We start from the raw sequence: 24432 nt of genomic DNA, 5'->3' as shown, positions 1-24432 counted from the left end.
CGTTCTGATTAATTTCAGAACGGGTCTATTATTTTTTTAGAGCTTATCTTTTTGTAAAATAAAGTGATTTACCCCAAGTAGTCCTAATCCTAGTAAAGTTACTAGACATCCAGTTAGTAGATAAGGTGTCCGATACGTTAGTGTCACATTATTATCCCCTTTGTTCAAAGGTAATCCCACAAAACCAAGATCCGCTTTTACAGGTTCAACGGCTTTTCCATTAATCTCAGCTTTCCAGCCTTCAGAATAAGGGATCGTCGTCACGAGCCATTCATCATTTGTGTCTTCAATTTCTCCTTTAATTATCTGATCAGCGAAGGTAGTAATTTTCAAAGCTTTTTCATCTCTGCTAGCAGCGGCTTCAGAAATCTGTGCTTCATCTATCGGCTTAGCATATAATTTTACTGAATCAATGGAGTATTTTCCAAAGCGATTAAAGTTGAGCGTAATCTGATCATTTATATCTTGATCCTGTTCTATATATCCAAGATTAATCAGCATGGAGTCTCTAGGGTAATACGAACTGAAACTATACCGATCTGCTTGATATACATTTTTTTCAATATCGCCATAAGCTGCAGTTAATGTATAGTTTGTTGGTTGTCTGAGTAGAATATTTTCTTCAATCGGATAATATTTTAATCCTTCTAATCTAACATATAATTCTGAACCAATTAATTCTTCTGGACGATCAATCGTTAGTTCCAAAGTCATTTGTTCTGATTTTGTCGTATACAAATGATTTTCTTGTGTCACTGGTGTTTCATCAGAAATATTTAGTTCAAACGATACTTCTTCTATTTCAGTTTGAAGGTCAGCTGGCAGTAGACTACTTTCTTTATATTCTTCATCTTCTAATATGATGTTATTAGCCAGTGCCGTTTCTCTTTCAAGAGCATTCAATTCCATAAAGGAAGAACGAGACATACCTTGATTTATAGTGTAGGCAAAAGGAAATTCATTTTCTGTTTCTGCTAGAATGAAGTCCTGATTCTCATCGGCATCTTCAATGACGTCATAACCAAATGGAATAAATGCTTCATTTTCTTTTTTTGTAATAATAGACTTAACTCCTAGAAAATTATTCACGCCGCTTCGATCATCCACTCCTCCTCTTAATGGCTGAATCGTCTGATAGGGACTGGTTTCGATAGCGCGCGCAAACTCTGACAAATTACCATTCGAGATGGATAAGTAAGAATTGAGCCCCATCGTATCCAAGTAAATGAACTGGTTTCGGATGCGATTATCTTTTGAAGTGACCCCTACTCTACTGATATCCTGACTTTCTATCGTCCTATTACTTTCAAGTCCACCTAATGCCTGTTGATATTTTTCTTCAACTGTCCCATAATCCAACACCTTAGAAATCATATTTCCTCCAAAGCTATAATAATAGCCAATACCATTTGAAACCATATTGAGTACAACCAACCCTAATATCATCTGACTTTTTTGGTTAGAGCCGCTGAAACGCTTTGTAAAGAGTACATACCACATCACCCAGCCAATAAAAACCGGGATCGTCATATAGACCGTTAGATAGCCCGGAATCAAAATAGAGATTACAGCAGCTATGGTATAAATAATCATGAGGAACATAGATTTATTCTTTGCAGTTTGCTTAAGATCACTTTTATGATCTACGAGATATCCCCCGGCTAATGCCAGATAAAATGCGAACACAAATGAGAATCGATTATAAGGACCTGATAGACCATTCATTAAGGAGCCAAAAAAAGGAAATAATAACAAAATCAATAACAAGCTTAAAGTGACTTTAATAAACTTGAACTTTGGTAAAGAATTCAGAGAAACTAAAGCGATAAATGAAAGTAAAGAAAATCCACCAATTGTCCAGAAGTAACTGCCAGGAACGACAGTATGATCAAATAAAGCATAATAATACTCTAATGGATAAATCCACATATTAATTTCGACTCCACCCGGCGTCCTGGAAGCATTCAAGAATCCATAAACGACTGGCAAAAATAATATGGCAGAAATCATTAAACCTATTAGATAGGGCACTGTAGTTTTCAGAAATAATTTTAGTAGAGACTCTTTCTGAGTTTTTTTATACACTATAAAATATCTAATTACAGCGTAGAAGAAAATCAGTATTGTCAACTTATAGAAAAAATAAAAATTGCTGAATGCACTTAGTGCTACGGCTACCGTAAATACTGTACTTCGTTCATTAAGAAAGATTTTTTCCATTCCAAGACAAAGCAAAGGGAACCAGATCATTGCAAGTATAAAAAAAGGATGTCTAGACATATTGAAGATTCCATAATTTGCAAAGGCATAAAGTATAGCACTGATCAGTCCAGCATAATGAGAAAAGTTCATTTTCTTTGCAAATAATAAAAAGCTGCCTCCAACCGCCCAGACCCGAAGAATAATGAGCAAGTGAAAAGCAATTTCTGTCATTGATTCTGGAAACAGTAATCCTAAGTATACGAAAGGATCTCCAATTACGTAATAGCCATATGATTGAATGACATCTGAACCCATACCGATCGACCAGTCCCACAATGGAAAACCAGATCCAGTAAAGAATCCTCGCAGTTTTTCAAGGTAATCATGAAAAATTAAGTAATGCTGCGTATATCCATCCGTTGTCCAAATAAAAGAAGCATTTGCAGCAAAAAAATAATATCCGAAAATCGCTGACATCATCAATACAAATAGTAAACTGTATAACCCTAATGTTTGTTTCGATATTATCCGCCTATCGATTTGTCCTGCACTAATCATTCTCTCCCTCTTCCTGCTTGAAAATGAAAACTTTACTGAACACATAATTCAATACCACTACTATAAACTGTGTAATAATTTTAGAAACATTGGTATCGATCGTTAAGAAATCTACTAGAATATACATACTGAGCATATCAAAAATCCCTGAAGTCAATCGAAAGCCTACAAAAAGATAGAATTCTCTAAAAGCCTCTCTTTTTGAAACCGTTTCAGATTTAAATACGTATTTTTTATTTGTAAAAAAAGCAAAAAGTATGGCCCCGATAATGGATAACCCATTTGCAAATAAATAAGGCGTTTGGAGTAAAGTATCAAAAATAAAGAAAATTACAATATTGACAACTGTTGCCAAGACTCCAAAAAATAAATAATTAATTACTTCCTCATATTTAGTATATTGATCTTTCAATAGTTTGATCATTCATTTTCTTCCTTTTCAGATTCATCAAATTCAGAAGATTCTCGGATAAAGTAAGCAGGTCTGCCTTTCGTTTCTACAAATACTCTTCCCAGATATTCTCCGATAACGCCCAGCGAGATCAATTGTATCCCACCTAAAAATAAGATAGCTGCTAGGAGTGTTGGATATCCAGCTGCATCTGTTCCAAATACGATTGTTTTAATCGTTTCAACTGCTAAGAAAATAAAAGCTAATACAGAAATCGTAAAGCCAATATATGACCATACTTTCAGGGGAACCGTGCTATAAGAAGTGATTCCATCAATAGCCAGTTTAAACAAATTACTCCATTTCCATTTTGTCTCACCAGCTGCACGTTCTTCTGCAAAGTAGGTGATTTCTTTCTTTTTAAAGCCGATCCATCCGTACATTCCTTTTGTATAACGTTCTTTTTCACGTAATTGTCTTAGCGCATAAATACACTTTTTATCTAAAAGTCTGAAATCTCCAGCTTGAGGAATAACTTTTTCCGGTGTCATTTTTTGTACGATCTTATAGTAAAGCTTGGAAGTCCATACTTTTAAGAAGGTTTCTCCTTCGCGTTTTTTTCTGACCGCATATACATCTTCGTATCCTTGTTCCCACCAGTTGATCATTTCTTCTATTACTTCTGGTGGATGCTGCAAATCTGCATCTAGAATCACGATTCCATCACCATTAGCATAGTCAAACCCAGCCAGCATTGCTGTTTCTTTTCCAAAATTTCTAGAAAGGTCTACATATTGCATTCTTTTATCTTTTTTATTCAGCTCTTTCAAGAGTTCTAGTGTATTATCAGAGCTCCCATCATTGATAAACAAGAACTGGAATTGATAGTTGCTTAAATGTTGACTCACTTCATTCAGTCTCTCAATTAATTGAGGAAGAACTTCTTCCTCGTTGTAAGCAGGAATAATTAAGGATAATTTTTTCATTTTTATTTCCTCACTTCTATTGTTTACATATTGACTACTCGTTGAATCCTCGCCCATAAGATGGATTATAGGATTCAAATTCTGTGTAACCAAGTTCTCTTGCCGCCATCATCGGCCAATTGGGATTCCTTAGTAAGGGTCTTCCAAGAGCAATCAGATCTGCTTGCTCAGTTTCAAGAATGTAGTTAGCTAAATTGGGATCACCTAATTTACCTACTGTTGATATCTTTAAGCTAGAATTTATTTTGAAATGTTCAGCGTATTGAGCCTGATAGCCAGGATAAATCCTGGTCGGTCTTTTAGGCAGCAAACCTCCTGTTGAAACATCCACAACATCTACTGAGAGATTTTTTAACCATTGATTCATTTGATCGAACTCTTTGATTGTTGTGCTTTCTTCATCATAATCAGTTGCAGAAAATCTAACCCAGATACTGCCTTTAAATACTTTTTGTACTTCTAGAATAATTTCTTTAAGTAACCGGAAACGATTTTCTAAAGACTGTGATCCATACTGATCCTCTCTAAGATTTGTTAAAGGGGATAAAAACTGGTTTATTAAATATCCATGGGCAGCATGAATTTGTATAACATCCATTCCCGCATCAGCTGCTCTCTGTGCTGATGCTTTAAAATCAGCAATCACTTTTTCTATTCCCTTAGAAGATAATTCTAATGGTGTCTGGTAACTATCGTTATAAGCAATTGCACTTGGTGCTGCTAGATTCCTTGCATCTTCAGCTTTTCTTCCAGCATGTGAGAGCTGGATACCTACTTGGCTTCCTAAATTATGGATTGTATTTGCTAAGGATTTTATTTTCAACATTTGATCATTATTCCATAAACCAAGATCTTGATCAGTGATTCGTCCTTCTTCAGAAACAGCCGTAGCCTCAAAAAAGATCAGCCCTACTCCGCCAATTGCTCGACTAGCATAATGTACATTATGAAAAGGGGTTAGTTCACCGTCCCTTTTTACTACTGAGTACATACACATGGGCGCCATAACGATTCTATTTTTTAATTTCAGTTTACCTAGTTGAATAGGTTCAAATAATTTCATATTCGTTAATCTCCCAATTTCAGTTTTCAATCAATATCTATTTTATCACGTAACTTAAAAATAGTATAAAGATATAACACATAACTAAATGAGAGTTTTTTCAAAAATAAAATAGAATTACATTATCTGTTGAAATAGTAAAAAGAAGACAGTCCGAATCAGGATCGGACTGCCTTCTTTTTAGGTCAGTTTAATATTGAGTTTCTTTACTTGCATGGATAATATCAGAAACTTTACGACTGACTTCTTCTTCGTTGTTGTACACTATTTTACCTTGGGCTACCAGCATCGCTACTCCATGAATAGCTGGCCATAATCTATCAAGATAGTCATTTATACTGCTCTCACTTCTAATTTCTTCGACATTTGCAATGATTTCGGTAACCTTATCATATGCAAAATCATGAAGTTGAACCGCTTCAAACTCCCGATCCATATAGATTGCAGAAAAAAGTGTTGGTTCATTTTTTGCGAAAAGTATATAATTTTTACATACTTCCATTAAAGGATCCCGAGACTCTTGAGTAGAATAAACTCGTTCTGTTAAATACTGTTTAACATAGTCAAGTAACCCTATTTTTAAGTCTTCCATGTTTTTAAACTCTTTATAAATCGGCTGAGTTGAAGAATTCATTTTGATTGCGATTTGTCTCGCCGTAAATTGTTTGAACCCACTCGTTCTTAACAATTCCATAGAAGCTCCTAAAATATTTTCTCTTAAAATCGTTCTTTGTCTTGGCACCTTCCAGTCTCCCTCAATTCCTTATTTTCTCCTTGATAATCCGATAATGCTTCTAAGTATAACATACTTAACATAACAATAAAAGAACAAATAATCACTACCATAAGAGTATATCAAAAAACAAAAGTTATTAAAACACCGATTAACCACATCTTTATAACGTTCGTTATATAAAATCAAATAGCTAAATTTGTCATAAACACAAAACATGTGTAGTTAAATAGTAACAAATTTAATGTTTATAACGCTAAAATCCGCCTAACCGGGTAGTATTTTATCGGATATAATCTGCCTTCTCGCACTAGATTCTAGAGTATGCTATTATATTAGAGAAGAGATTTTATACTTTTTAGGAGGATTATAAGATGGCAATTGCAAATTTTGATGAATTATTGAAAAAATACGCTGCTCTGATCGTATCGACTGGGGTCAACGTTCAAAGCGGACACACAGTAGTGCTGAATATTGATGTGGACCAGGCTCCACTGGCACGTTTGATTACAGAAGCTGCCTATCAAAAAGGCGCTAAAGAAGTAATCGTTAAATGGTCAGATGACAGCATTGATCGTTCTACATTTAAATACGCTTCTGAAGAAGTATTAACTAATATTCCGCAATATAAAATAGATGAAAGTTTGGATCATATCGAAAAAGGAGCCAGCCGTATCAGTGTTCGTTCATCTGACCCAGATTCATTGCAGGGATTGGATAGTTCAAAAATTGCTGCTGCGCAAGCTGCTTCAGGTAGAGCTTTTTCTGCTATGAGACGTGCAACTCAATCAAACAAAGTCAGCTGGCTAGTCGCTGCTGCTTCAGGCGAAAAATGGGCGGCTAAAGTCTTCCCAGATTTAGAAACAAAAGAAGAACAACAAGATGCTTTGTGGGATGCTATCTTTAAAGCAGTGAACATTTATGATGAAGATCCAATAAAAACCTGGGAAAATAAAGATACTACCTTAGATAGTAAAGCAGAAGAATTAAATAAAGAGCAATTCACTGCTGTTCATTTTACTGCACCAGGAACAGACCTGACAGTGGGCCTACCTAAAGGACATCGCTGGGAAGGTGCTGGAAGCAACAACTCACGCGGAGAAAGATTCATGGCCAATATGCCTACCGAGGAAGTCTTTACAGCTCCAGATGCAAATCATGTAGATGGTGTAGTTGTTTCCACAAAACCATTGAGCTATGCAGGTAATATTATCGAAGGTATGCAATTCCACTTTAAAGATGGAAAAGTAGAAAAAGTAACAGCAGAAAAAGGAGAAGACGTCATCAAGAAATTGATTGAGACAGATGAAGGTTCAGCTCGTTTAGGCGAAGTTGCTTTAGTGCCAGATGCTTCTCCAATTTCTCAATCTGGTTTAACTTTCTTCAATACTTTGTTTGACGAAAATGCTTCAAATCACTTAGCTTTAGGATCTGCATATGCTTTTAACTTAATTGGCGGAACAGAAATGTCAGAAGAAGAATTAAAAGCTGCAGGTTTAAATCGCTCTGATGTTCATGTTGATTTCATGTTTGGTTCGGATCAAATGGATGTTGACGGTATTCGTGAAGATGGTTCACGTGTTCCAATATTCCGTAAAGGTGCTTGGGTTTAAATTTCTTGAACAACCAATAAATCACAAAAACCAGAGACTTCTTAATCAGAAGTTTCTGGTTTTTATTGTTTTTATCTGATAGATCAAAGGATATCTTCCGTATTATTTTTTAACATTTAAAACCATAACCAACTCTCCATTTTCCTCATCGATTCTTCCAGTATCTATAAATCCAATTGTTTCATATAATTTTTTTGCTTGATTGTTTTCTTTCACTATGCTGAGCACAATATCTTTTACTTGCCATTTTAACTGAATATAATCCACTATCAATTGAAGAAATTTCTTTCCATATCCCTTTCCTTGAAATTGACCATCGATCATAAACCGATCTAACCAGATATACTCTTTTTCGGCATTAAAAGCTCCAATCATCGTAAATCCGATTGGGTATTCTTCTTTAAACAATCCAAAAACAGACCAGTTGTATCGTGTTTCGTAAAATGATTCTAGTAATGATTCAGCATTTGAGGTAATATATTTTTTCTGATCAGTTAGCGGTTTTAATTCCACTATTGCTCGCCAGTTATCTTCAGTAACAGGTCTTATATTCAATCCTTCCATTTACTTCTCCTCTTTCCTTTTGTCCTATAAAATCCTAACATAAAAGTATACGCAACTAAATAATTATTCAATCATAATATGTAATGAGCGGATAAAAAATATAAGTCTTTAACTATGAAAACAACTAACTAAACAAGGACTAATGGTTGAGGTGAAAATACACTTATTCCTTTTGTAAAGGAATAAGTGTATCTTAAAGATAGTTATTTCTCCACTACGAAAGTTTCATATGGGGATAGATTCAGTTCTTTTAAATTGTAAGCTTTTTTATCTGAATTAGAAATAATGACTTCCACAATTTGTTCTTTATCTGACAGTGACAGTTTGGTTTCCTGATCACTGAAATTAGCCACAATCAGCCAAGTAGTATCGGAATTTTGACGTTCATATGCAAAAATCTTCGGATGATCTAAAAGCATCATTTTAAATTCTCCATCAATAACTACAGTATGTTCTTTTCTTAACTGAATTAGTTTCTGATAAGTATAAAAAACGGAATTTTCATCCTTCAGGGCCTCTTCAACATTGATTTCTTGAATATTTGAATTGACTTTCATCCAAGGGGTCCCGGTTGTAAATCCTCCCTTCGCACTATCTGCCCACTGCATTGGTGTGCGTGCATTATCTCTTCCTTTGGTGTTGATTGCTTCAATAATTTGTTCTTCTGTCCAACCTTGAGCTAATTTTTCGTGATATAGTCGGTAGCTTTCAATATCTTGAACTTCTGAGATGTGATTAATTGCTAGATTTGTCATCCCGATTTCTTCCCCTTGATAAATATATGGTGTACCTTTCATCAAGTGAAGCAAAATAGCTAGCATCTTTGCACTCTCAACCCGATATTTCTTGTCGTTACCGTATCTTGACACGATTCTAGGGGTATCGTGATTATCCCAGAATAAACTGTTCCACGTAGTATCCGGTATCCCAGTTTGCCATTTGTTAAACACTTGTTTCAATTCTATTAAGTCTAACTTCTTTAAGTCCCATTTTGAAGTTTCGGGCAATTCATCAATCATCAGGTGTTCGAATTGAAACATCATATTTAATTCATTTCTGCCTTCGTCTGCAAAAAGCGGGGCTGTTTCAGGCGTCAGCACCCAGCTTTCTCCAACAGTCATGACATCATAGTTTCCAAAGGTCTTCTGGTGCATTTCTTTCAGAAAATCATGTAATTTTGGACCGTTCCCGGTTATTTTCTGATCAGGATCTTTTCCTAATAAATCAATAACATCCATTCTGAAACCGCCAATTCCTTTATCCAGCCAGAAATTCATCATCTTATAGATATCCTGACGCATTTCTTTATTTTCCCAATTTAGATCCGGTTGTTTCCTGCTGAAAATATGAAGATAGTATTGTCCAGATTTTTCATCATATTCCCATGCTGAACCTCCGAATGCTGATTTTAAATCGTTGGGTTCTCTCCCATTAACTGGGTCTCTCCAAATATAATAATCTCTATATTTGCTTGTTTTATCTCTAATCGCTTCTTGAAACCAGGGATGTTCATCAGAAGTATGATTCACTACTTGATCCATAATAATCCTAATATTTCTTTTATCGGCTTCAGCAATCAGATTATTCATATCATCCATCGTTCCGTATTCAGGATGTATCGCTTCATAGTTGCTGATGTCATAGCCATTATCATCGTTTGGAGATTCATAGACTGGACTCAGCCAAACTGCATTCACGCCCAATGTCTGCAGATAATCTAAACGCTTTATAATACCGGGAATATCCCCGATTCCATCCCCATTGGAATCCTGAAAACTTCTGGGATAGATTTGATAAACGACTAAATTTTTCCACCCTGTCATATATAGTTTCACCTCATTTATTGATTCGCCGAAAACTTCGTTGAAATCAGTGCATCTTTTCCTCTTTCTCCATTCAACATTTTGTATAGCGTATTCATACCTACCGCTCCCCATTCTCTTTTTGAGTAGGTTACACTATGCATTTTGGGATCTAGATAGCGACTGACGACAAGATTATCAAATCCAATGATTTTCACTTCAGTTTCCGTATTTAATGAAGAGTTTTTAAAATAATTATAAGCGCCGATTCCCATTTCATCATTTAATGCAATAATCTGGATTTTTTTTGCCTGCAGCCCAGATTGTTTCTTTGCTTCAGCTGCTATCTCTCGTGCCGCTAGATAGCCTGATTCTTCTGTAAATTCACCTTTATAAATACGGAATTTTTTCCCTAATTTGCTAATCTCTTGCGTTGCAGTCTTTAACCGTTCTTTGCTGTCAAAGTTGCCTTTTGGTCCGCCAATAATGTCAATGACTTCTACTGGAGAAGACTTTAATGATTGCACTGCTTGTTTCATTCCTTCTTGATTATCAAGCAGTACATGTCGAATATTCTCATGTTCTAATTGTCTATCTAAGACTACAATCGAATGACCTTCTTCAGCATATTTAAGCAACTGTTCATCTGGATAATACTGATCCAATACGATAATTCCATCAATCATTCCCTGTGGCAGAAACAGGCGAGACTTTTCTCCAGAACAAGCAATGATATCAAACCCTAGTTCTTTAGCCATATTATGAATACCATCTAGTAAATCACCATAAAAACTACCACTATAACTGGATAGATGAACACCAATGATTCTAGTTTGTTTCCTCCTCAAATTCTGTCCTGCTCTATTTGGGATATAATTCATTTCATCAGCAATCATCAGAATACGTTTTCTAGTTTTTTCACTGACCTTAGAACTATTATTCAATGCATAGGAGACAGTTGAAATAGACACATTCGCTTTTTTAGCTATATCTTTGATTCCAGTCATAAGAATCTACCTAACTTTCTATTACAATCTACTAACTCACATATTTCACTTTAACTATCTTGAATCGCTTTCGCAAGCTATTTTAAGAGAACTTATAAATTCAAGTTACATTATACCTTAAATTCATTTGGATACGCTTGCTTTAATTTCTCAACAGCTTCTGTTCTGCCTGTTGGAAGTAATCGCTGATTGATATACATTTCAAGATTACCTTTGGCGTGATAGGGTCCACCTTCATTCATCACCGTCCATAAAGGGTCTACTGGTTCTGTCATTTTAGCCATCATTTCGTCCTGCCATTCATTCAACAATTCTATTGCTTCTCTTACAATATCTTCTCTAGTTTCAGCCAGATTATGTTGTTCATAAGGATCTTCCTCTAAGTCAAATAGCATGTGCTTTTCAAATAGATGAAAGCCATCGTGATAAGTTCTTATATATAACCACTTATCAAATAAAACACTTCTCTGACAAACGTGAGAACATTGACTAATCACTAGAAACTTGCGGTCTTTATAGGACTGTCCACTTAATGCAGGTGCAAAACTTTTTGCGTCCCACTCAGGATCTGATTCCACGTTTAGCCATTCTGCAAGAGTCGGTAAGATGTCCATATTATAATGAAAGTTATCGTCAATCCTACTATCTTTCATTTCTGGAAGTGAAAGAATCATGGGTATGTTGCATGTACCTTTATCGGCTGTAGCATGCTCAGCATAAATTCCCAGCTCACCTAGGTTTTCGCCATGATCACCTGTTATGATTACCGCAACTTCATCTAAAATCCCTTGGTTATCCAATTCTTCAAAAATCTGTCCTAAATGGTCATCCATATAACGTATCCCCGTATCGTACCCATCAATTAATTTACGCATATCATCCATATCTTTTATTTCAGTCGGATATCTTGGATACTCAGGTAATGGTTTATTCCAATACATGTCAACTTCTCTAGCCGAATGCGGTCCAGCTAATTCTCTGTCTTTCTCAAGTTTTTCTTTAGTCAGCCAGTCAGGCAAAGGATCATTCCTGAATGGTTCTCCATAACTATCTGGTGTACGATAAGGAGTATGTGGATCCCAGTAATTTAGATATAAACACCAATTATCTTTATCAGTATTTGATTTTAACCATTTTAATGCAATCGGTGTGACTTCAGATGCTATTTCGTCTCCTAATTTACCGCAGTTAAAAATCTGATTCCATCCTGCTGCAAAATGCCATGCAGAATGTCTTTCATGAAAGGTACTGACTAAGACAGTTTCCAAGCCTTTTTGACGTAAAATACCTGGAAGACTGAAGGTTTCAAGACCATCTTTAAAATCTGAATTTTTCTCAGAATTCCTTAAATTAGTCGCTTTACCACCATGATCCACTACTCCTGTTCGTATACCAAACTTCCCAGTAGTAAATGCTGTTCTAGAGGGCTTGCAGGGAGCATCAGAAGCATAATATTTAGTAAATCTTATGCCTCTTTCTGCTATACGGTCAATATTTGGAGAAGTGTTTCGATGATAACCGTAACAACCTAAATGGTCTGGCCTTAATGAATCTACATCAATGAATAGTAGTTTCAAGATGATCTCTCCTAGAATATTTTTATACTGCTTTTATCCTACTGAATTTCATGTTTTCCAATTAGTGATTAATTATAAACCGGATAATACACATCAATAATATTTTTTTCTTGGTTCAAATGATTAATTAAATCTGAATTATCAAGAAGAACCCCGGCATTTCGGTAAGGATTTTCAATCATTTTATGTGAAACTTCCTGATTGTTTACTCTAACACTCAATTGGCTTTGTTCATTATAATGATATTTTATAATAAGCGGTTTATCGTCGTAGTAATACTCTACAGCTAATCCATCCATTTCTTTTGTTAAAACAGGGTCTAATACTAGATTCTTATCTTGAATTCGAATACCTAAGGCATTTGAGACCAGTTGATTCATGTAAATACCTGGCCCGCTTGAGTAAATTCTCCATCCACCTTTTACCTTTACATCCCCTTTTTTAACTAAATCAAACTGTTCTTGAGCTTCATAGCGATTAGAAAAATCAGCATCTGAACTACTGAAATACGTATTGCTCTGTCTTAGTTCTGCATTTTCTACAACTTGCTGAATATTAATTGGATTGATCGTCTCAAGACCTTTCCAGATTTCATTCGGCTTACCGATTTTAGCCATCGCTTCGATATATCTGATATGTGCATGTACATACATTAGGCCAATTTCACGACCAAAGTTTGCCGCTTGCTCTGCTCGCTTGAATTGGTGGCTGACTCCACCTCTATAGGTAGCTGGTCGATTCATCAGCCGAACGCCATCTGGTGTATTTAAGTGTTTTTGAATAATTTCATAATGTTTATCAACCTGTTCTTTTGTAAACAGTTCACTGATCATTCCTCTGATCATAGGAAGCAGACGATACTGGATTCCTGTTGTTGTATCTTCAGGATGAACCATTTTTACGATTTCATCTTCACTTGGCATATAGATAAATCCTGGTACGACTTCGTTTGATGAGACATACTTTCTGAAATCAGCTGCAATATTTTCTGATAATTTTCTAACCTCATCTGACCATCCATCTTGATTGTTTTTTAACCCCTTCGCAAATTTCTGTAAAGTCTGATAGGTCAAAGCGATCGTCCAACTGCTGGCCATATCTTTTTTGAGACTTTGATTATGCGGTTGCAGTGTATCATCCCAATCACCATCTCCATAAGAAGACAAGAAGGTATTACCTAAGAAATGATGTTGAATATAATTTAATTGCTTGGTTACATGATCTCTAATTGTTTCAGACTCTTGCGTTATTTCTTTTGTGATTTTATCAAAATAAGGTACTGAAGCTTCCAGAATGTCAAAATCACCAGTCGATTCAATATAGTCTGCCAACATCTTTAATGGCCAGACAATCACGTCTCCATGGCTTTCATCGGCTTGTACTTGAGTATAAGAATCGAACATGAACCACTGCGGCCAGTTTCCGTCCTGCACGTGTTGATGAGTATAGACTTTTTTTATAATCTCTTTTGTACTCTCATACTGCTGCATCGCCATTAAATATTCTGCCGGTCCCTGAGAGACATCTCTCGTTCCCCATGCTGCTCCACCAAATTGCTCTAGACCATGCGGTACAAGATAGTGAACGAGCATATTGTGCGTATACCACCAAGTCGTTAAATTCATTTTTTGAGAAATTCCAGTCAGTTGTTTAGGACCGTTAACCTTAAATCCATTACTTAATTGATCGAAATATGTTGAGAAAGCATCAACTTCTTGAGCAAACGACAATTTGACATCATCAAACTGGTTTCCATCAAGAGATCCTTGCATAATCAACTGGAACTGACTTGTTGCATCAACTTTAAAATTCAGCAACATAGCTGTTCCCTCGTCAATGCCATCCAGTATAAAATCTTCACCCACAACCGTTGAAGAGGCACCTTCTAGTTTGAATCGATAAGTGAGGTCAGGAAGCTTCTGGTGAGCAGCAGTCTGTTCATCAAATGTAAAATAGACTGCCTGATCTCTTTCTTCGTACCAGACTGGAACTTTATACTCGCGGCTATTCATTGTTAACTGATTGGTAACCAGATATTCATAACTTTTACCACTTTTGCTTTCTACTGACAATTGAATAGTGGATGTAGTCGCAGAAGAAAGGTTCGTTACAATAAACGTTTCTTCTTCCGTTTTATACAACCATTTTACGTAATTAGCCCCGATTTCCATCAATGAAGGCATCGTTAATAAGTGATAAGCATTTTCAAGCTTAACGTATACTCGCTGACCACTTGTTTTAAAATAGTTGATTGGATTTCGAGCGTTAGATAAAGCTTTATTCATGTCTGTATTCCCTAAAACCAGCTGAGCATTAAAAATTCCATAAATCCAGGAGGTTGTGCTCATAATGCTTTCATCAGTGACTGTCTTGTTATGCGTAAATAAGATATGTCCATGGGGACGTTCTAGTAGATACTCTTTTTCCTTTAGTGCCACATGAGCATTTTTATCTGTAAAGAAAGAGAGTAACGTTTCATCAACTACTTCTTCTTGTACTCTTTTTGGGTATAGTTCTTCTATTTCATCTTTTTGTATAGATACTGTTTGTAAAGGTTGTCCTAGATAATTTTTTTTACTTACAGATTTTTTTTCAGTCAACTCTTCATATATTATTTGATCGTAATTTGACTGTATCTTTTTTATTTCTTCTAACTTTTCAACAGCTTCAGGATGAGAATTTTTATAATAACTATAAAAAATAAACTTAGCAGTTCCGTCTAGTGATGTACGTTTAGATTTTAAAATACTGTAATCAAATTCAAACTGGATATTTTTATTTTCAAAATCCGGATAATAGATAACTTCTGGTTCATTTGTTTCTTTATAGGATTTACCGAAGAACTGAAATCCATCGGTCAAAAAACCATCTGCAATCGTTAGACTTCCTTGCTGCAGATAAGGATGTTGTCCATTCTGCGGTTGATTTTGTCTAGAGTTGATGGAGTATCCTAGATCTGTTTCAATAATCTTATGATCAACATATTGGGCGACATAGGCTTCATTTGCTTTTAATGCTGCCTCTTCTGCCAATCCAAGATCTTGTCCATACACAATATCAATATCCCTGTTTGAACAGTTAACTTCTACTTCCCAAAACCAAATAGAATCTTCAGATAAAATAAAACGAACAATGTATTCAATCCCTTCAAAAGATCCTTTCCAGCTTGCTTGCTTTTCTCCAACTGCAAATGTACTATCAGATTTAATTCCTAATAGAGGTTTGTAGCTTTGGACTTGTCCGTGCTGATCAAACAATCTCAGATAGATATTGTTCAATGAACCGTCGATCATATTTCCTTCAATTTGATTGATCATAATATCTTCATGCTTGAGCGTATACAAATCTCCTGTTTGAAGAAATGTAACCTTCGTCTTCCCCGATTCCAATATTTCCATATGCTTATTTTCCTGCTTTAATGTTTTCATGCCACTACTCCTTAAAACGAATACTTTTTTACAATACTTAAATCAGTTGATCAAATTGAATGAATGGGTTAATTCAATCGTGCTATCTGCTCCTATTCCAAGAAGGAATTCTCCTGCATCGCTCTTTACAGTATGATCTGCATGTGTATATCTTAATTGATCTTCTGATATGGTGAAGTTTACTATTCGGCTCTCACCAGCTTTTAGTCTGATTTGTTTAAAATCATGTAGTTCTTTTACTGGACGAACGACTTCTCCGACTTTATCACGAATATAGAGCTGAACGGTTTCTGTTCCTTCAGATAACCCAGTATTACGAACCGTCACTGAAGCTTCAATTGAATCAGCTGATGTTACTTCAGTTTTTGATAATCTTAAATTTGTATATTCAAAGGTTGTGTAAGATAATCCATATCCAAATGGATATAATGGGGTGTTCTCGCTGTCTAGATATTTAGATAAGTACTTATCAGCTGGTTTACCTTGCTCGCTGGGTCTACCGGTATTATCCTGGTTATAAAAAATCGGAATCTGGCCGACAGATCGTGGGAATGTCATAGATAACCTTCCTGACGGATTGATAACTCCGTATAATACGTTAACGATTGCATCAGCGCCTTTTGAACCTGGAAACCAAGCTTCAACCAGACCATCCACTAGTGGAGTCACTTCAGAAAGATCTAGTGGTCTTCCATTAAACAAGACCGCAACGACTTTTTTATTTAACTTTCTTAATTCTTTCAAAAGTTCGATTTGAATTTTAGGAAGTTGAATATTTGTACGACTTGTTGCTTCGCCGCTCATTTCAGAGGTTTCTCCTAAAGCTACTAAAACTGTATCTGCTTCTTGCAGTTCTGCTATTAAAAAGCTCTGGGCTCCGTTAAATATTTCTGTTTCATCAATCACTTTCACGGTATCTTTTCCTAAATGATTATCCATTGCCTCTTTGAGTGTAGGCGTTTTTGTTTTATCTCCTTTCCAAGACCATGCTCCCAGTAAATCATGAGAATTTTTCATAGGACCGGTTAACACTACCTTTTCAGATCGATCTAGTGGAAGTGCTTTTTTGTTTTCTAAGAGGACTAGTGATTTTTCTGCTGCTTTTAATGCTACCTCTTTGTTTTCCGAAGAGAAGATAGCTATTTTTTCAATTTCTGCATCCGCTCCACGATAAGGATTATCAAATAATCCCAGTTCTTCTTTTAATACCAGTATGTTCATTACAGTTTCATCTAATAAGGTCTCTAAACTTTTATCAGTTTTAACTAACTCTACTAAATGCTCACTATAAGCAGCTGACATCATTTCAATATCTACTCCTGCTTCTAAAGCTAATTCTGCAGCTTGTTTATTATCCTGCGCTACTCCATGAGGAACCAATTCTCCAATTGCTCCCCAGTCAGAAATCAAGACACCGTTAAAATTCATTTCTTTTCTCAGTATTTCTCTCATAAGACGCTTATTTCCTGTAGCCGGAATATTGTCGATTGTGTTAAAAGCTGTCATCACTAATTTGGCTCCGGCATCTATCCCTTCCTGATAGGCAGGAAGATAATGTTCTCTGAAAGTATTCTCGTTTAAATCAACTGAATTATAGTCTCGGCCGCCTCTTGGAGCTCCATATCCAGCAAAATGTTTTACACAAGCGGCTAATTTAGTTAAATCTTCTTTAAGATCCGCACCTTGATACCCTTCAACAAAAGCTCTCGCATAATGTTTATTTAAAGTCTTATCCTCTCCTGTAGATTCTAAGACTCTTCCCCATCTGGGATCTCTCACTAAGTCAACCATGGGAGAAAATGTCACGTGCAATCCTTGAGCAGCCGCTTCTTTCGCGGATATACTAGCTGCTTCTTTAATCATTTCCGGATCCCAAGTAGCACCTAGTCCAAGCGGAATCGGAAAAATGGTGTGATCGCCATGGATTACATCTGCCATAAATAATAATGGAATAGATAGTCGGTGCTTTTCCATATATTCTTTTTGTAACTTAATTGTTTTTTCAGCACCCGTAACACCCAGCACTGAACCAATCTGAAACTTTTTCTCTTCTGTCATTGCCATCTCATTCATTGGCCCGGTAATATCTTCTGTCTCTTCTGAAAAGAAATCAGCCGATAACTGAATCGTCTGTCCTACTTTTTCTTCAATTGTCATTTGGTTTAAAAGTTCTCTTAATTCTGTCGTTAGCATATTAATCTCCTTTAATTCCCTTTTTCTATTTACCACCTGAAATATTAAATCCGCTTAAAATGTATTTCTGGAAGATAATAAATATAATCAGGATCGGAATAACCATAAACGCAGCTCCTGCCATTTGCAGCGCATAGTTGGTTCCATGCTGACCTTGCAGTAATTGCAGCCCTACTGATAAAGTATAGAAACTTTGATCATTTGCTATAATCAATGGCCATAGGAATGAATTCCAGCCTGCTATAAATGTTAAAATTCCTTGGACTGCAATAATCGGTTTAGATAATGGTAGCGCTACTCTGAAAAATACGTAAAAGTCACTTGCACCATCGAGTCTTGCTGCTTCAAAAAATTCTTCTGAAATATTTGAGAAAAATTGTCTGAATAAAAATATCCCGAATGCTCCAGTAAGTCCTGGAAGTACGATTCCTAAATACGTATTTGTCAAACCCATTTGGTTTAAAAGTAAATATACTGGTATCATCGTTACTTGTCCTGGAATCATCATCGTAGCCAGCACTAATAGAAATAAGAAATTCTTAAACTTGAAATTATAATGCGCGAATGCAAATCCAGCCATAGCATTTAAAAATAAACCAATAAAGCCTAATGCTGTGATGATTGCCGTATTAATCAAATACACATCAAAATTCAAACGTTCAAATAATTCTCTGAAGTTGTCAAAAGTCCACTCTTGTGGAAATAAACTTGGTTGGATCGATACGATTTCTGGATTTGTTTTGAACGCTGATAGAATCATCCACAGGAAAGGAATAACTGTAATCAATCCCCAGAGACCCAAAACAATCCCAATCATAATTTTTAATTTTTTATCTATATTTATCATTAGTTTTCCCTCCTCTTAATCAGCTCGTCGTTGTAATCTTAATTGAAGCATTGTTGCTAAAATAATAACTATGAATAATAGCAACGATCCTGCAGCTGCATATCCAAACTGGTTATTTTGGAATCCATTACGATAAATAAACAAAGCCACACTAGTTGTACTGTTGAGTGGCCCGCCGTCAGTCATAACAAAAGGTTCTTCGAAGAACTGCAACCAGCCAATAATAGTGGTGATCGTCACAAAGAATGTTGAAAATTTTAACTGTGGAATAGTGATATACCAGATTTGTTCCCACCTAGTAGCGCCATCAAGTTCCGCAGCTTCGTACATCGTACGGGGAATATTCTGTAATGCTGCTGAAAAAATCAGCATGTTTATTCCGATTCCTCTCCAGACTGCTAAGATAATTAATGAAATTTTAGAAAATTCTGTACTTGTCAACCAGCCAATTGGTTCGATACCGACAGTTCCTAAAACTTGATTAATTAGTCCGATGCTTTCACTTGGATTGAAGAGGAAAGCCCAAACAATCGCAACCGCTACTATATTAGTAATAGAGGGAGAATAAAAAACCACTCTCATAAATGAAAAATATTTTGACTGACCCATGTTAATCAGAATGGCAATAGTCAATGAGAAAAGAATGACTAGCGGTACACCGAATACGACATAGAACAAGGTGTTTGTGATTGACTGTAAAAACACTCTATCTTGTAAAATATTCTGGTAGTTCTCGATTCCAAGGAAATTAATTCGAGAAAAATCAGCTAATCCTGCTAGACTCATATCTGTAAAACTAATTACTAAAGCAATCAGAATCGGAAATATCGAAAACATCAACAATAAAATGATTGCAGGTGCTATAAAAAAATATGGCGCTTTTTTGCTTTTCATGTAAAACATCCTCTCTAAAATCAAAATTCAGAGAATGAATAAAAATCTATTCGATTCTCTGAATATATGAACTTTTACTATTCTATGATTGTTTGAACTTCTTGATTCAAGTTATCTAGTGTTTCTTGAATATCTGCTCCACCAACCATAATTTCTTCAAAGCTTGATAGATAGGCTTGAGACATTCTATCCCATCCTTCAATCAAAGGCATGTGTTCTGAATTTTCAAGCTGTTCTCCAAATACGGCAATTTTTTCATCTTGGAACGGCTCTTCTTCCCATGCTTCTACTAATGCCGGTAATGAACTTGTTGTATCATAATATGTCATTAAGCTATCCACACTTACCATGTGTTCAATCAAGTCCATTGCTTCATCAGGATGATCTGAACTACTCCAGACAGCAAGGTTAGCTCCGCCCGTGTTTGATACATTGCTCACTGGTCCTTCAGGTAAAGTACGAATATCCCATTTACCTTCGATATCTGTTGTCTGATCTTCAATTGCTGTAATTGACCATGGACCACTGATGAACATCGGTACGATTCCATCTCCACCAAAACTTTGTGACATTTCAATTCCTAAATCTTGATTTGCTGTTGCTCCTGCTTCAACAAAACTGTGCAAGTATTCGATTGCTTCAACAAATTCTGGTTCATTCAATACTGCATTTCCATCTTCATCAATCAATTCCGATCCGTTCTGTTTAGCAAACATAGGTCCGAAAGTCTGCTCTTGAAGATTGATATCAAATCCGTACATATTATCTCCACGCTCAGATAATTTCACTGCTGCGTCATACAATTCGTCCCAATTACTTGGTCCTTCAGGATAGCCGACTTCTTCCAGCAAATCTGTTCTGTAGTATAGGGCACGTGTTTCTGTATACCAAGGAACACCGTAATAACTATCGTCAAACATTGTCGTTGCGACATTTCCTTCAAAAAAGTTGTCCGGAGAAAGTGCATCGTTTGATTCAATATAATCGCTGATGTCCAGCAATGCACCTGCATCAGTAAATTCAGCCATATATGTTGAACCCATCTGTACAACATCGGGACCCTCACCAGAAGCTACGGCAGTTAAAAGACGGTCATGGGCAGCAGACCAAGGGATACTCTGCAAATCTACTTCTATTCCTGTTTCTTCAGTATATGCATCAAAAATCGGTTGTACTGTTTCGTTTCCGTCTCCCATCATCCAAACGGATAAAGTATCTGATGATTCTTCAGAAGCGCTTTCTTCATCTCCATTACCACAAGCTGCTAATAAGCTTAAAGATAGTAAAGAAGTTGTTCCTAATAATAATTTATTCATTTTAACCATGATCAATTCCTCCTAATATTTGAGTCTTTCTGCAATAAAAAACTGAAAATTCCGTTCGAAACGTTTCGATAAATACTTAAAAAAATATTCTGCAACTTTTCACATTTAACAATGAGTAAAAATATGTTACGAAGTTAACCATTCAAGAGCTGGAATAATTTGCTGGTTCCAAAATCCCCAGTTATGGTCTCCTTCGTTTTCAATGTATTGATGTTCTACTTTTTGGTCTTTCAAGTAATGATGAAATTCCAGATTATCCTGATAAAGAAAATCACTCGTTCCGCAAGCCATATAAAGGGCTGGCTGAATTTTGTTTTCAGCAACCAGCTGATACAGGTCCATTGCGTCGGGCATATCATTCACATCATTAGAGCCAATTAGCACTTTCATAATTCTATCTGGATAAGTATGCTGATCATTTTTAAAATCTTTCCGCAAAATTCTGCTAGATAATGCTGCAATTTTCCCAAATGTTTTATTATAATACAATCCATTTCTTAAAGCACCATATCCACCCATTGATAATCCTGCGATCCACGTATCTTTTTGATCAGTAGATAAAGGAAAAAGACTTCTTGTTTCCTCTACTAATTCTTCTCCGATGAATCTACCATATTCCGCACCACTCGGATGATCGACATAATAACTATTTTCACCAGATGGAATAATTACAGCTATATTATATTCTTCCGCTAATTGTTCTATATTCCCTGCATAAAACCAATCCTTACGATCTCCGCTGTATCCATGCAGCAAGTATAAAGTTCTTAACGACTTTTCCTTCCTGCTTTTTTCAGGAATAATAGCAGAATAACTGACTTTCCTAGAAAGTTTATCTGAAAAGAATGTTGCGTCAATCGTTGTCATAACACTATGCACTTCCTTTCGAAACGTTTCGATAAATGAATTATATAAAACAAAAATATTTTTTGCAAGCCTTTTCTTTTTTTATGAGTGTTCTCTAATAAATAGATTTTAATCTCTATAATCAGTCCATCTATTCTTTAACTTATTGCACCATCCACTCAATCGCTTCTTCAATAGTTCGATCCCAAAAATTCCATTTATGTTCTCCGGGTGATGCTCTGTAAATATGATTGATTTGGTTATCTTTTAAAAATTTATGGAATTGTAAACTATCCTCATAAATAAAATCTTCTGTACCGCAAGCAATAAATAATTCCGGTATACTGCTTTGCAAAACTAGTTCATAGATATCCATATCCAAACTTAAGTCCTTGTAGGATTTACTGCCAATAATATATTGGAGATGCGCATTCATACGATCATCTATAGACAAATCATGATTAGGATCATTTTTCGTTAAAATTCTGCTTGAAAATGCAGCTATTTTTGAAAAAGTCTCACTGTAAGATAATCCATTTCTTAAAGCTCCATACCCTCCCATTGATAAACTAGCTATCCAAGTATCCTCTCTTTTTGTAGAGAGATTGAACAAATGTCTGGTTTCATTTACTAATTCTTGTCCAATAAATCGCCCATAGTAATCTCCGTTACTATGATCAACGTAAAAACTATTTTCTCCAGAAGGCATAATAACTGCCACACCTAACTTAGTTGCTAATTCTACTATACGTGTATTTTGTACCCAATCTTCATGATTCCCATCCCAGCCATGAAGTAAATAAAGTGTTTTAAAGGGACTTTTATTTATTGATTTTTCAGTCCGTGGGTCATAAATAGATTTTGTGCTCGAAGGAATAATTGCTGTAAAAGAAACTTTCCTCATTAACTCTTTGGATTGCATCGTACCTGTAAAAGTTGCCATAATTCTCCTCCAGAAATTTTTTTATTTTATTTGTCTAGTTTAATTATTTCAATTTGATAGCGCAACCATTTTTTTGTAAAAAAAAGAATGGATAAGCAAAAATGCTATCTCCATTCTTTCAATTTAGTTAAAGGCACTAAAAGATTACCCGTCTTACTTAAAAGTCATAATCCATTACGCTTGGCTTACTTCTTCTCCATTCAAGACTACTTTATAAGACAATTCTGCTTTTAATGAATTAGCCACGGAACAATATTTGTCGTTACTTAAGTTTACAGCGCGAAAGATTCGGCTTGCCGGTACGTCGCCATCAACATTTACCGTTACTTGTATTTTCTTAAAGTATTTCGGTGGCTCTTCATTACGTTCTCCGTCTGTTTCTAGTTCAATACGTTCAATCTTTTCCTGATAAGGCTTTAGAATCATAAATATGTCGATTCCCATACAACCTGCTAAACTGCCTAATAAAGCTTCCATCGGAGAAACTCCAGACCCTTTTCCACCTGCTGCTTTACCGGCGTCCATCGGTAGTATATGGCCTTGGCCGTTATCCATCGTAAACGCAAAATCACCTTGCCATTTTGTTGATACTTTCATCTTATTCACTCCATATTTTTTGTATATTTATTATAAATCAACTGGGCTTACTTTTCCATAGTTCAATTACCAGCTAAATATTTTGCCAATTAGAGCATAATTTCTGTTATAATTATAGAGTTGCTAAACTCTAAAATGTGTTTTGGATAAATTTCATTTCAACAGAAAGGTGACTAGAGCTATGTTTAGACTAGAACAAATCAGTATTGAACAAGTGCAGATCTTAAAAGATATTAGTATTGAAACTTTTACCGATACATTTGCAGAAGCAAACGATCCTACTCATATGAAGGAGTATATCAATAACCACTATACTTTAGAACAATTAACAAAAGAGCTCAGTCATCCTCATTCTGAGTTTTACTTTATTTCACAGGATTCCGTTATAGCTGGATACTTGAAGATTAATCGAGATACTGCTCAAACGGAACATACTCATATCAATAGTTTAGAAATTGAGAGAATATATATAAGAAACCCATTTAAAAGAATGGGGTTAGGTAAAAAGCTGATTCAAAAAGCTTCTGAAAGAGCTCATGATATGCATCTTGATTCTATCTGGCTTGGAGTATGGGAAGAAAATTTACAAGCACTGCATTTTTATAATAAAATGGGATTTAAACAATCAGGTTCACATTCCTTTTTCTTGGGGAGTGATGAACAAACTGACCTTATTTTAAAAAAAAGTTTAAATTAACCGATTCATTTAGTAATATAGTTATAAGAAGTATTCTTAAAATAAATTTTTTGAATTTATCCTGACTCTATAGCTCAGTAGGATAGAGCAAGTGCCTCCTAAGCACTAGGTCGTGGGTTCGATTCCCTCTAGAGTCGTTAATGATCTTTTTTCTATCAAATATTTT

Annotated in this window: 19 protein-coding genes and 1 tRNA gene; 3 read left to right on the top strand and 17 right to left on the bottom strand. The window is 35.6% G+C overall.

Annotated elements, in window-relative coordinates; all coding sequences use genetic code 11:
* Nucleotides 1-36: 36 nt before the first annotated feature.
* From BM212_RS04825 to BM212_RS04805, 5 genes are all read right to left on the bottom strand, one after another.
* Nucleotides 37-2760, bottom strand: a complete 2724-nt coding sequence (locus BM212_RS04825; protein WP_177206328.1) for a YfhO family protein — start codon at nt 2758-2760, stop codon at nt 37-39.
* A complete protein-coding gene (locus tag BM212_RS04820; protein ID WP_083540568.1) occupies nt 2753-3184 on the bottom strand; it encodes a GtrA family protein in 432 nt (143 codons plus the stop codon). Before BM212_RS04820 ends, BM212_RS04825 begins: the two co-directional genes overlap by 8 nt.
* On the bottom strand, nt 3181-4137 hold the full coding sequence (locus BM212_RS04815) for a glycosyltransferase family 2 protein (RefSeq protein ID WP_072695290.1): 957 nt from the start codon (nt 4135-4137) through the stop codon (nt 3181-3183). The genes BM212_RS04820 and BM212_RS04815 overlap by 4 nt, the downstream gene beginning before the upstream one ends.
* A gap of 34 nt (nt 4138-4171) precedes the next feature.
* Complete coding sequence (locus tag BM212_RS04810; RefSeq protein WP_072695292.1) at nt 4172-5200, bottom strand: NADH:flavin oxidoreductase/NADH oxidase; 1029 nt, start codon at nt 5198-5200, stop codon at nt 4172-4174.
* Between the two features lie 190 nt (nt 5201-5390).
* On the bottom strand, nt 5391-5942 hold the full coding sequence (locus tag BM212_RS04805; RefSeq protein WP_072695294.1) for a TetR/AcrR family transcriptional regulator: 552 nt from the start codon (nt 5940-5942) through the stop codon (nt 5391-5393).
* 365 nt (nt 5943-6307) lie between these two features.
* Between BM212_RS04805 and BM212_RS04800 the strand changes: the two genes are divergently transcribed.
* Complete coding sequence (locus BM212_RS04800; RefSeq protein ID WP_072695296.1) at nt 6308-7546, top strand: aminopeptidase; 1239 nt, start codon at nt 6308-6310, stop codon at nt 7544-7546.
* A 102-nt stretch (nt 7547-7648) separates the two neighbouring features.
* Here the strand turns inward: BM212_RS04800 and BM212_RS04795 are convergent, their stop codons facing one another.
* From BM212_RS04795 to BM212_RS04740, 12 genes are all read right to left on the bottom strand, one after another.
* Nucleotides 7649-8110, bottom strand: coding sequence for a GNAT family N-acetyltransferase (locus BM212_RS04795; protein ID WP_091896807.1), 462 nt, complete (start codon nt 8108-8110; stop codon nt 7649-7651).
* Nucleotides 8111-8313: 203 nt separating this feature from the next.
* Nucleotides 8314-9933 carry a glycoside hydrolase family 13 protein gene (locus tag BM212_RS04790; protein ID WP_091896805.1) on the bottom strand — a complete coding sequence of 540 codons (1620 nt, stop codon included), beginning with the start codon at nt 9931-9933 and terminating at the stop codon, nt 8314-8316.
* Nucleotides 9934-9950: 17 nt separating this feature from the next.
* On the bottom strand, nt 9951-10919 hold the full coding sequence (locus BM212_RS04785; RefSeq protein ID WP_091896802.1) for a LacI family DNA-binding transcriptional regulator: 969 nt from the start codon (nt 10917-10919) through the stop codon (nt 9951-9953).
* A gap of 110 nt (nt 10920-11029) precedes the next feature.
* Complete coding sequence (locus tag BM212_RS04780) at nt 11030-12496, bottom strand: sulfatase family protein (protein ID WP_091896800.1); 1467 nt, start codon at nt 12494-12496, stop codon at nt 11030-11032.
* A 68-nt stretch (nt 12497-12564) separates the two neighbouring features.
* Nucleotides 12565-15924, bottom strand: coding sequence for a GH36-type glycosyl hydrolase domain-containing protein (locus tag BM212_RS04775; protein WP_218149687.1), 3360 nt, complete (start codon nt 15922-15924; stop codon nt 12565-12567).
* A 42-nt stretch (nt 15925-15966) separates the two neighbouring features.
* A complete protein-coding gene (locus BM212_RS04770; RefSeq protein WP_091896797.1) occupies nt 15967-18117 on the bottom strand; it encodes a glycoside hydrolase family 3 N-terminal domain-containing protein in 2151 nt (716 codons plus the stop codon).
* Between the two features lie 25 nt (nt 18118-18142).
* Complete coding sequence (locus tag BM212_RS04765; protein ID WP_072695310.1) at nt 18143-18964, bottom strand: carbohydrate ABC transporter permease; 822 nt, start codon at nt 18962-18964, stop codon at nt 18143-18145.
* A 15-nt stretch (nt 18965-18979) separates the two neighbouring features.
* Entirely contained in the window at nt 18980-19858 is an 879-nt protein-coding gene (locus BM212_RS04760) for a carbohydrate ABC transporter permease (protein ID WP_177206326.1), read from the bottom strand.
* Nucleotides 19859-19935: 77 nt separating this feature from the next.
* Nucleotides 19936-21183, bottom strand: coding sequence for a sugar ABC transporter substrate-binding protein (locus BM212_RS04755; protein ID WP_072695314.1), 1248 nt, complete (start codon nt 21181-21183; stop codon nt 19936-19938).
* Nucleotides 21184-21309: 126 nt separating this feature from the next.
* Nucleotides 21310-22050, bottom strand: a complete 741-nt coding sequence (locus tag BM212_RS04750) for an alpha/beta hydrolase (RefSeq protein ID WP_091896791.1) — start codon at nt 22048-22050, stop codon at nt 21310-21312.
* A 142-nt stretch (nt 22051-22192) separates the two neighbouring features.
* On the bottom strand, nt 22193-22972 hold the full coding sequence (locus BM212_RS04745; protein ID WP_091896788.1) for an alpha/beta hydrolase: 780 nt from the start codon (nt 22970-22972) through the stop codon (nt 22193-22195).
* A gap of 174 nt (nt 22973-23146) precedes the next feature.
* Nucleotides 23147-23569, bottom strand: a complete 423-nt coding sequence (locus BM212_RS04740) for an OsmC family protein (RefSeq protein WP_072695322.1) — start codon at nt 23567-23569, stop codon at nt 23147-23149.
* Nucleotides 23570-23750: 181 nt separating this feature from the next.
* Here BM212_RS04740 and BM212_RS04735 point away from each other — a divergent pair, with 181 nt between their 5' ends.
* Entirely contained in the window at nt 23751-24266 is a 516-nt protein-coding gene (locus BM212_RS04735; protein ID WP_072695324.1) for a GNAT family N-acetyltransferase, read from the top strand.
* A 63-nt stretch (nt 24267-24329) separates the two neighbouring features.
* Nucleotides 24330-24403: transfer RNA gene (locus tag BM212_RS04730), tRNA-Arg, on the top strand.
* Nucleotides 24404-24432: the final 29 nt, after the last annotated feature.

Source organism: Marinilactibacillus piezotolerans (genome assembly GCF_900114235.1).
In the GTDB taxonomy this organism is placed as follows: domain Bacteria; phylum Bacillota; class Bacilli; order Lactobacillales; family Carnobacteriaceae_A; genus Marinilactibacillus; species Marinilactibacillus piezotolerans.
This window is presented reverse-complemented; position numbering and strand designations above follow the sequence as displayed.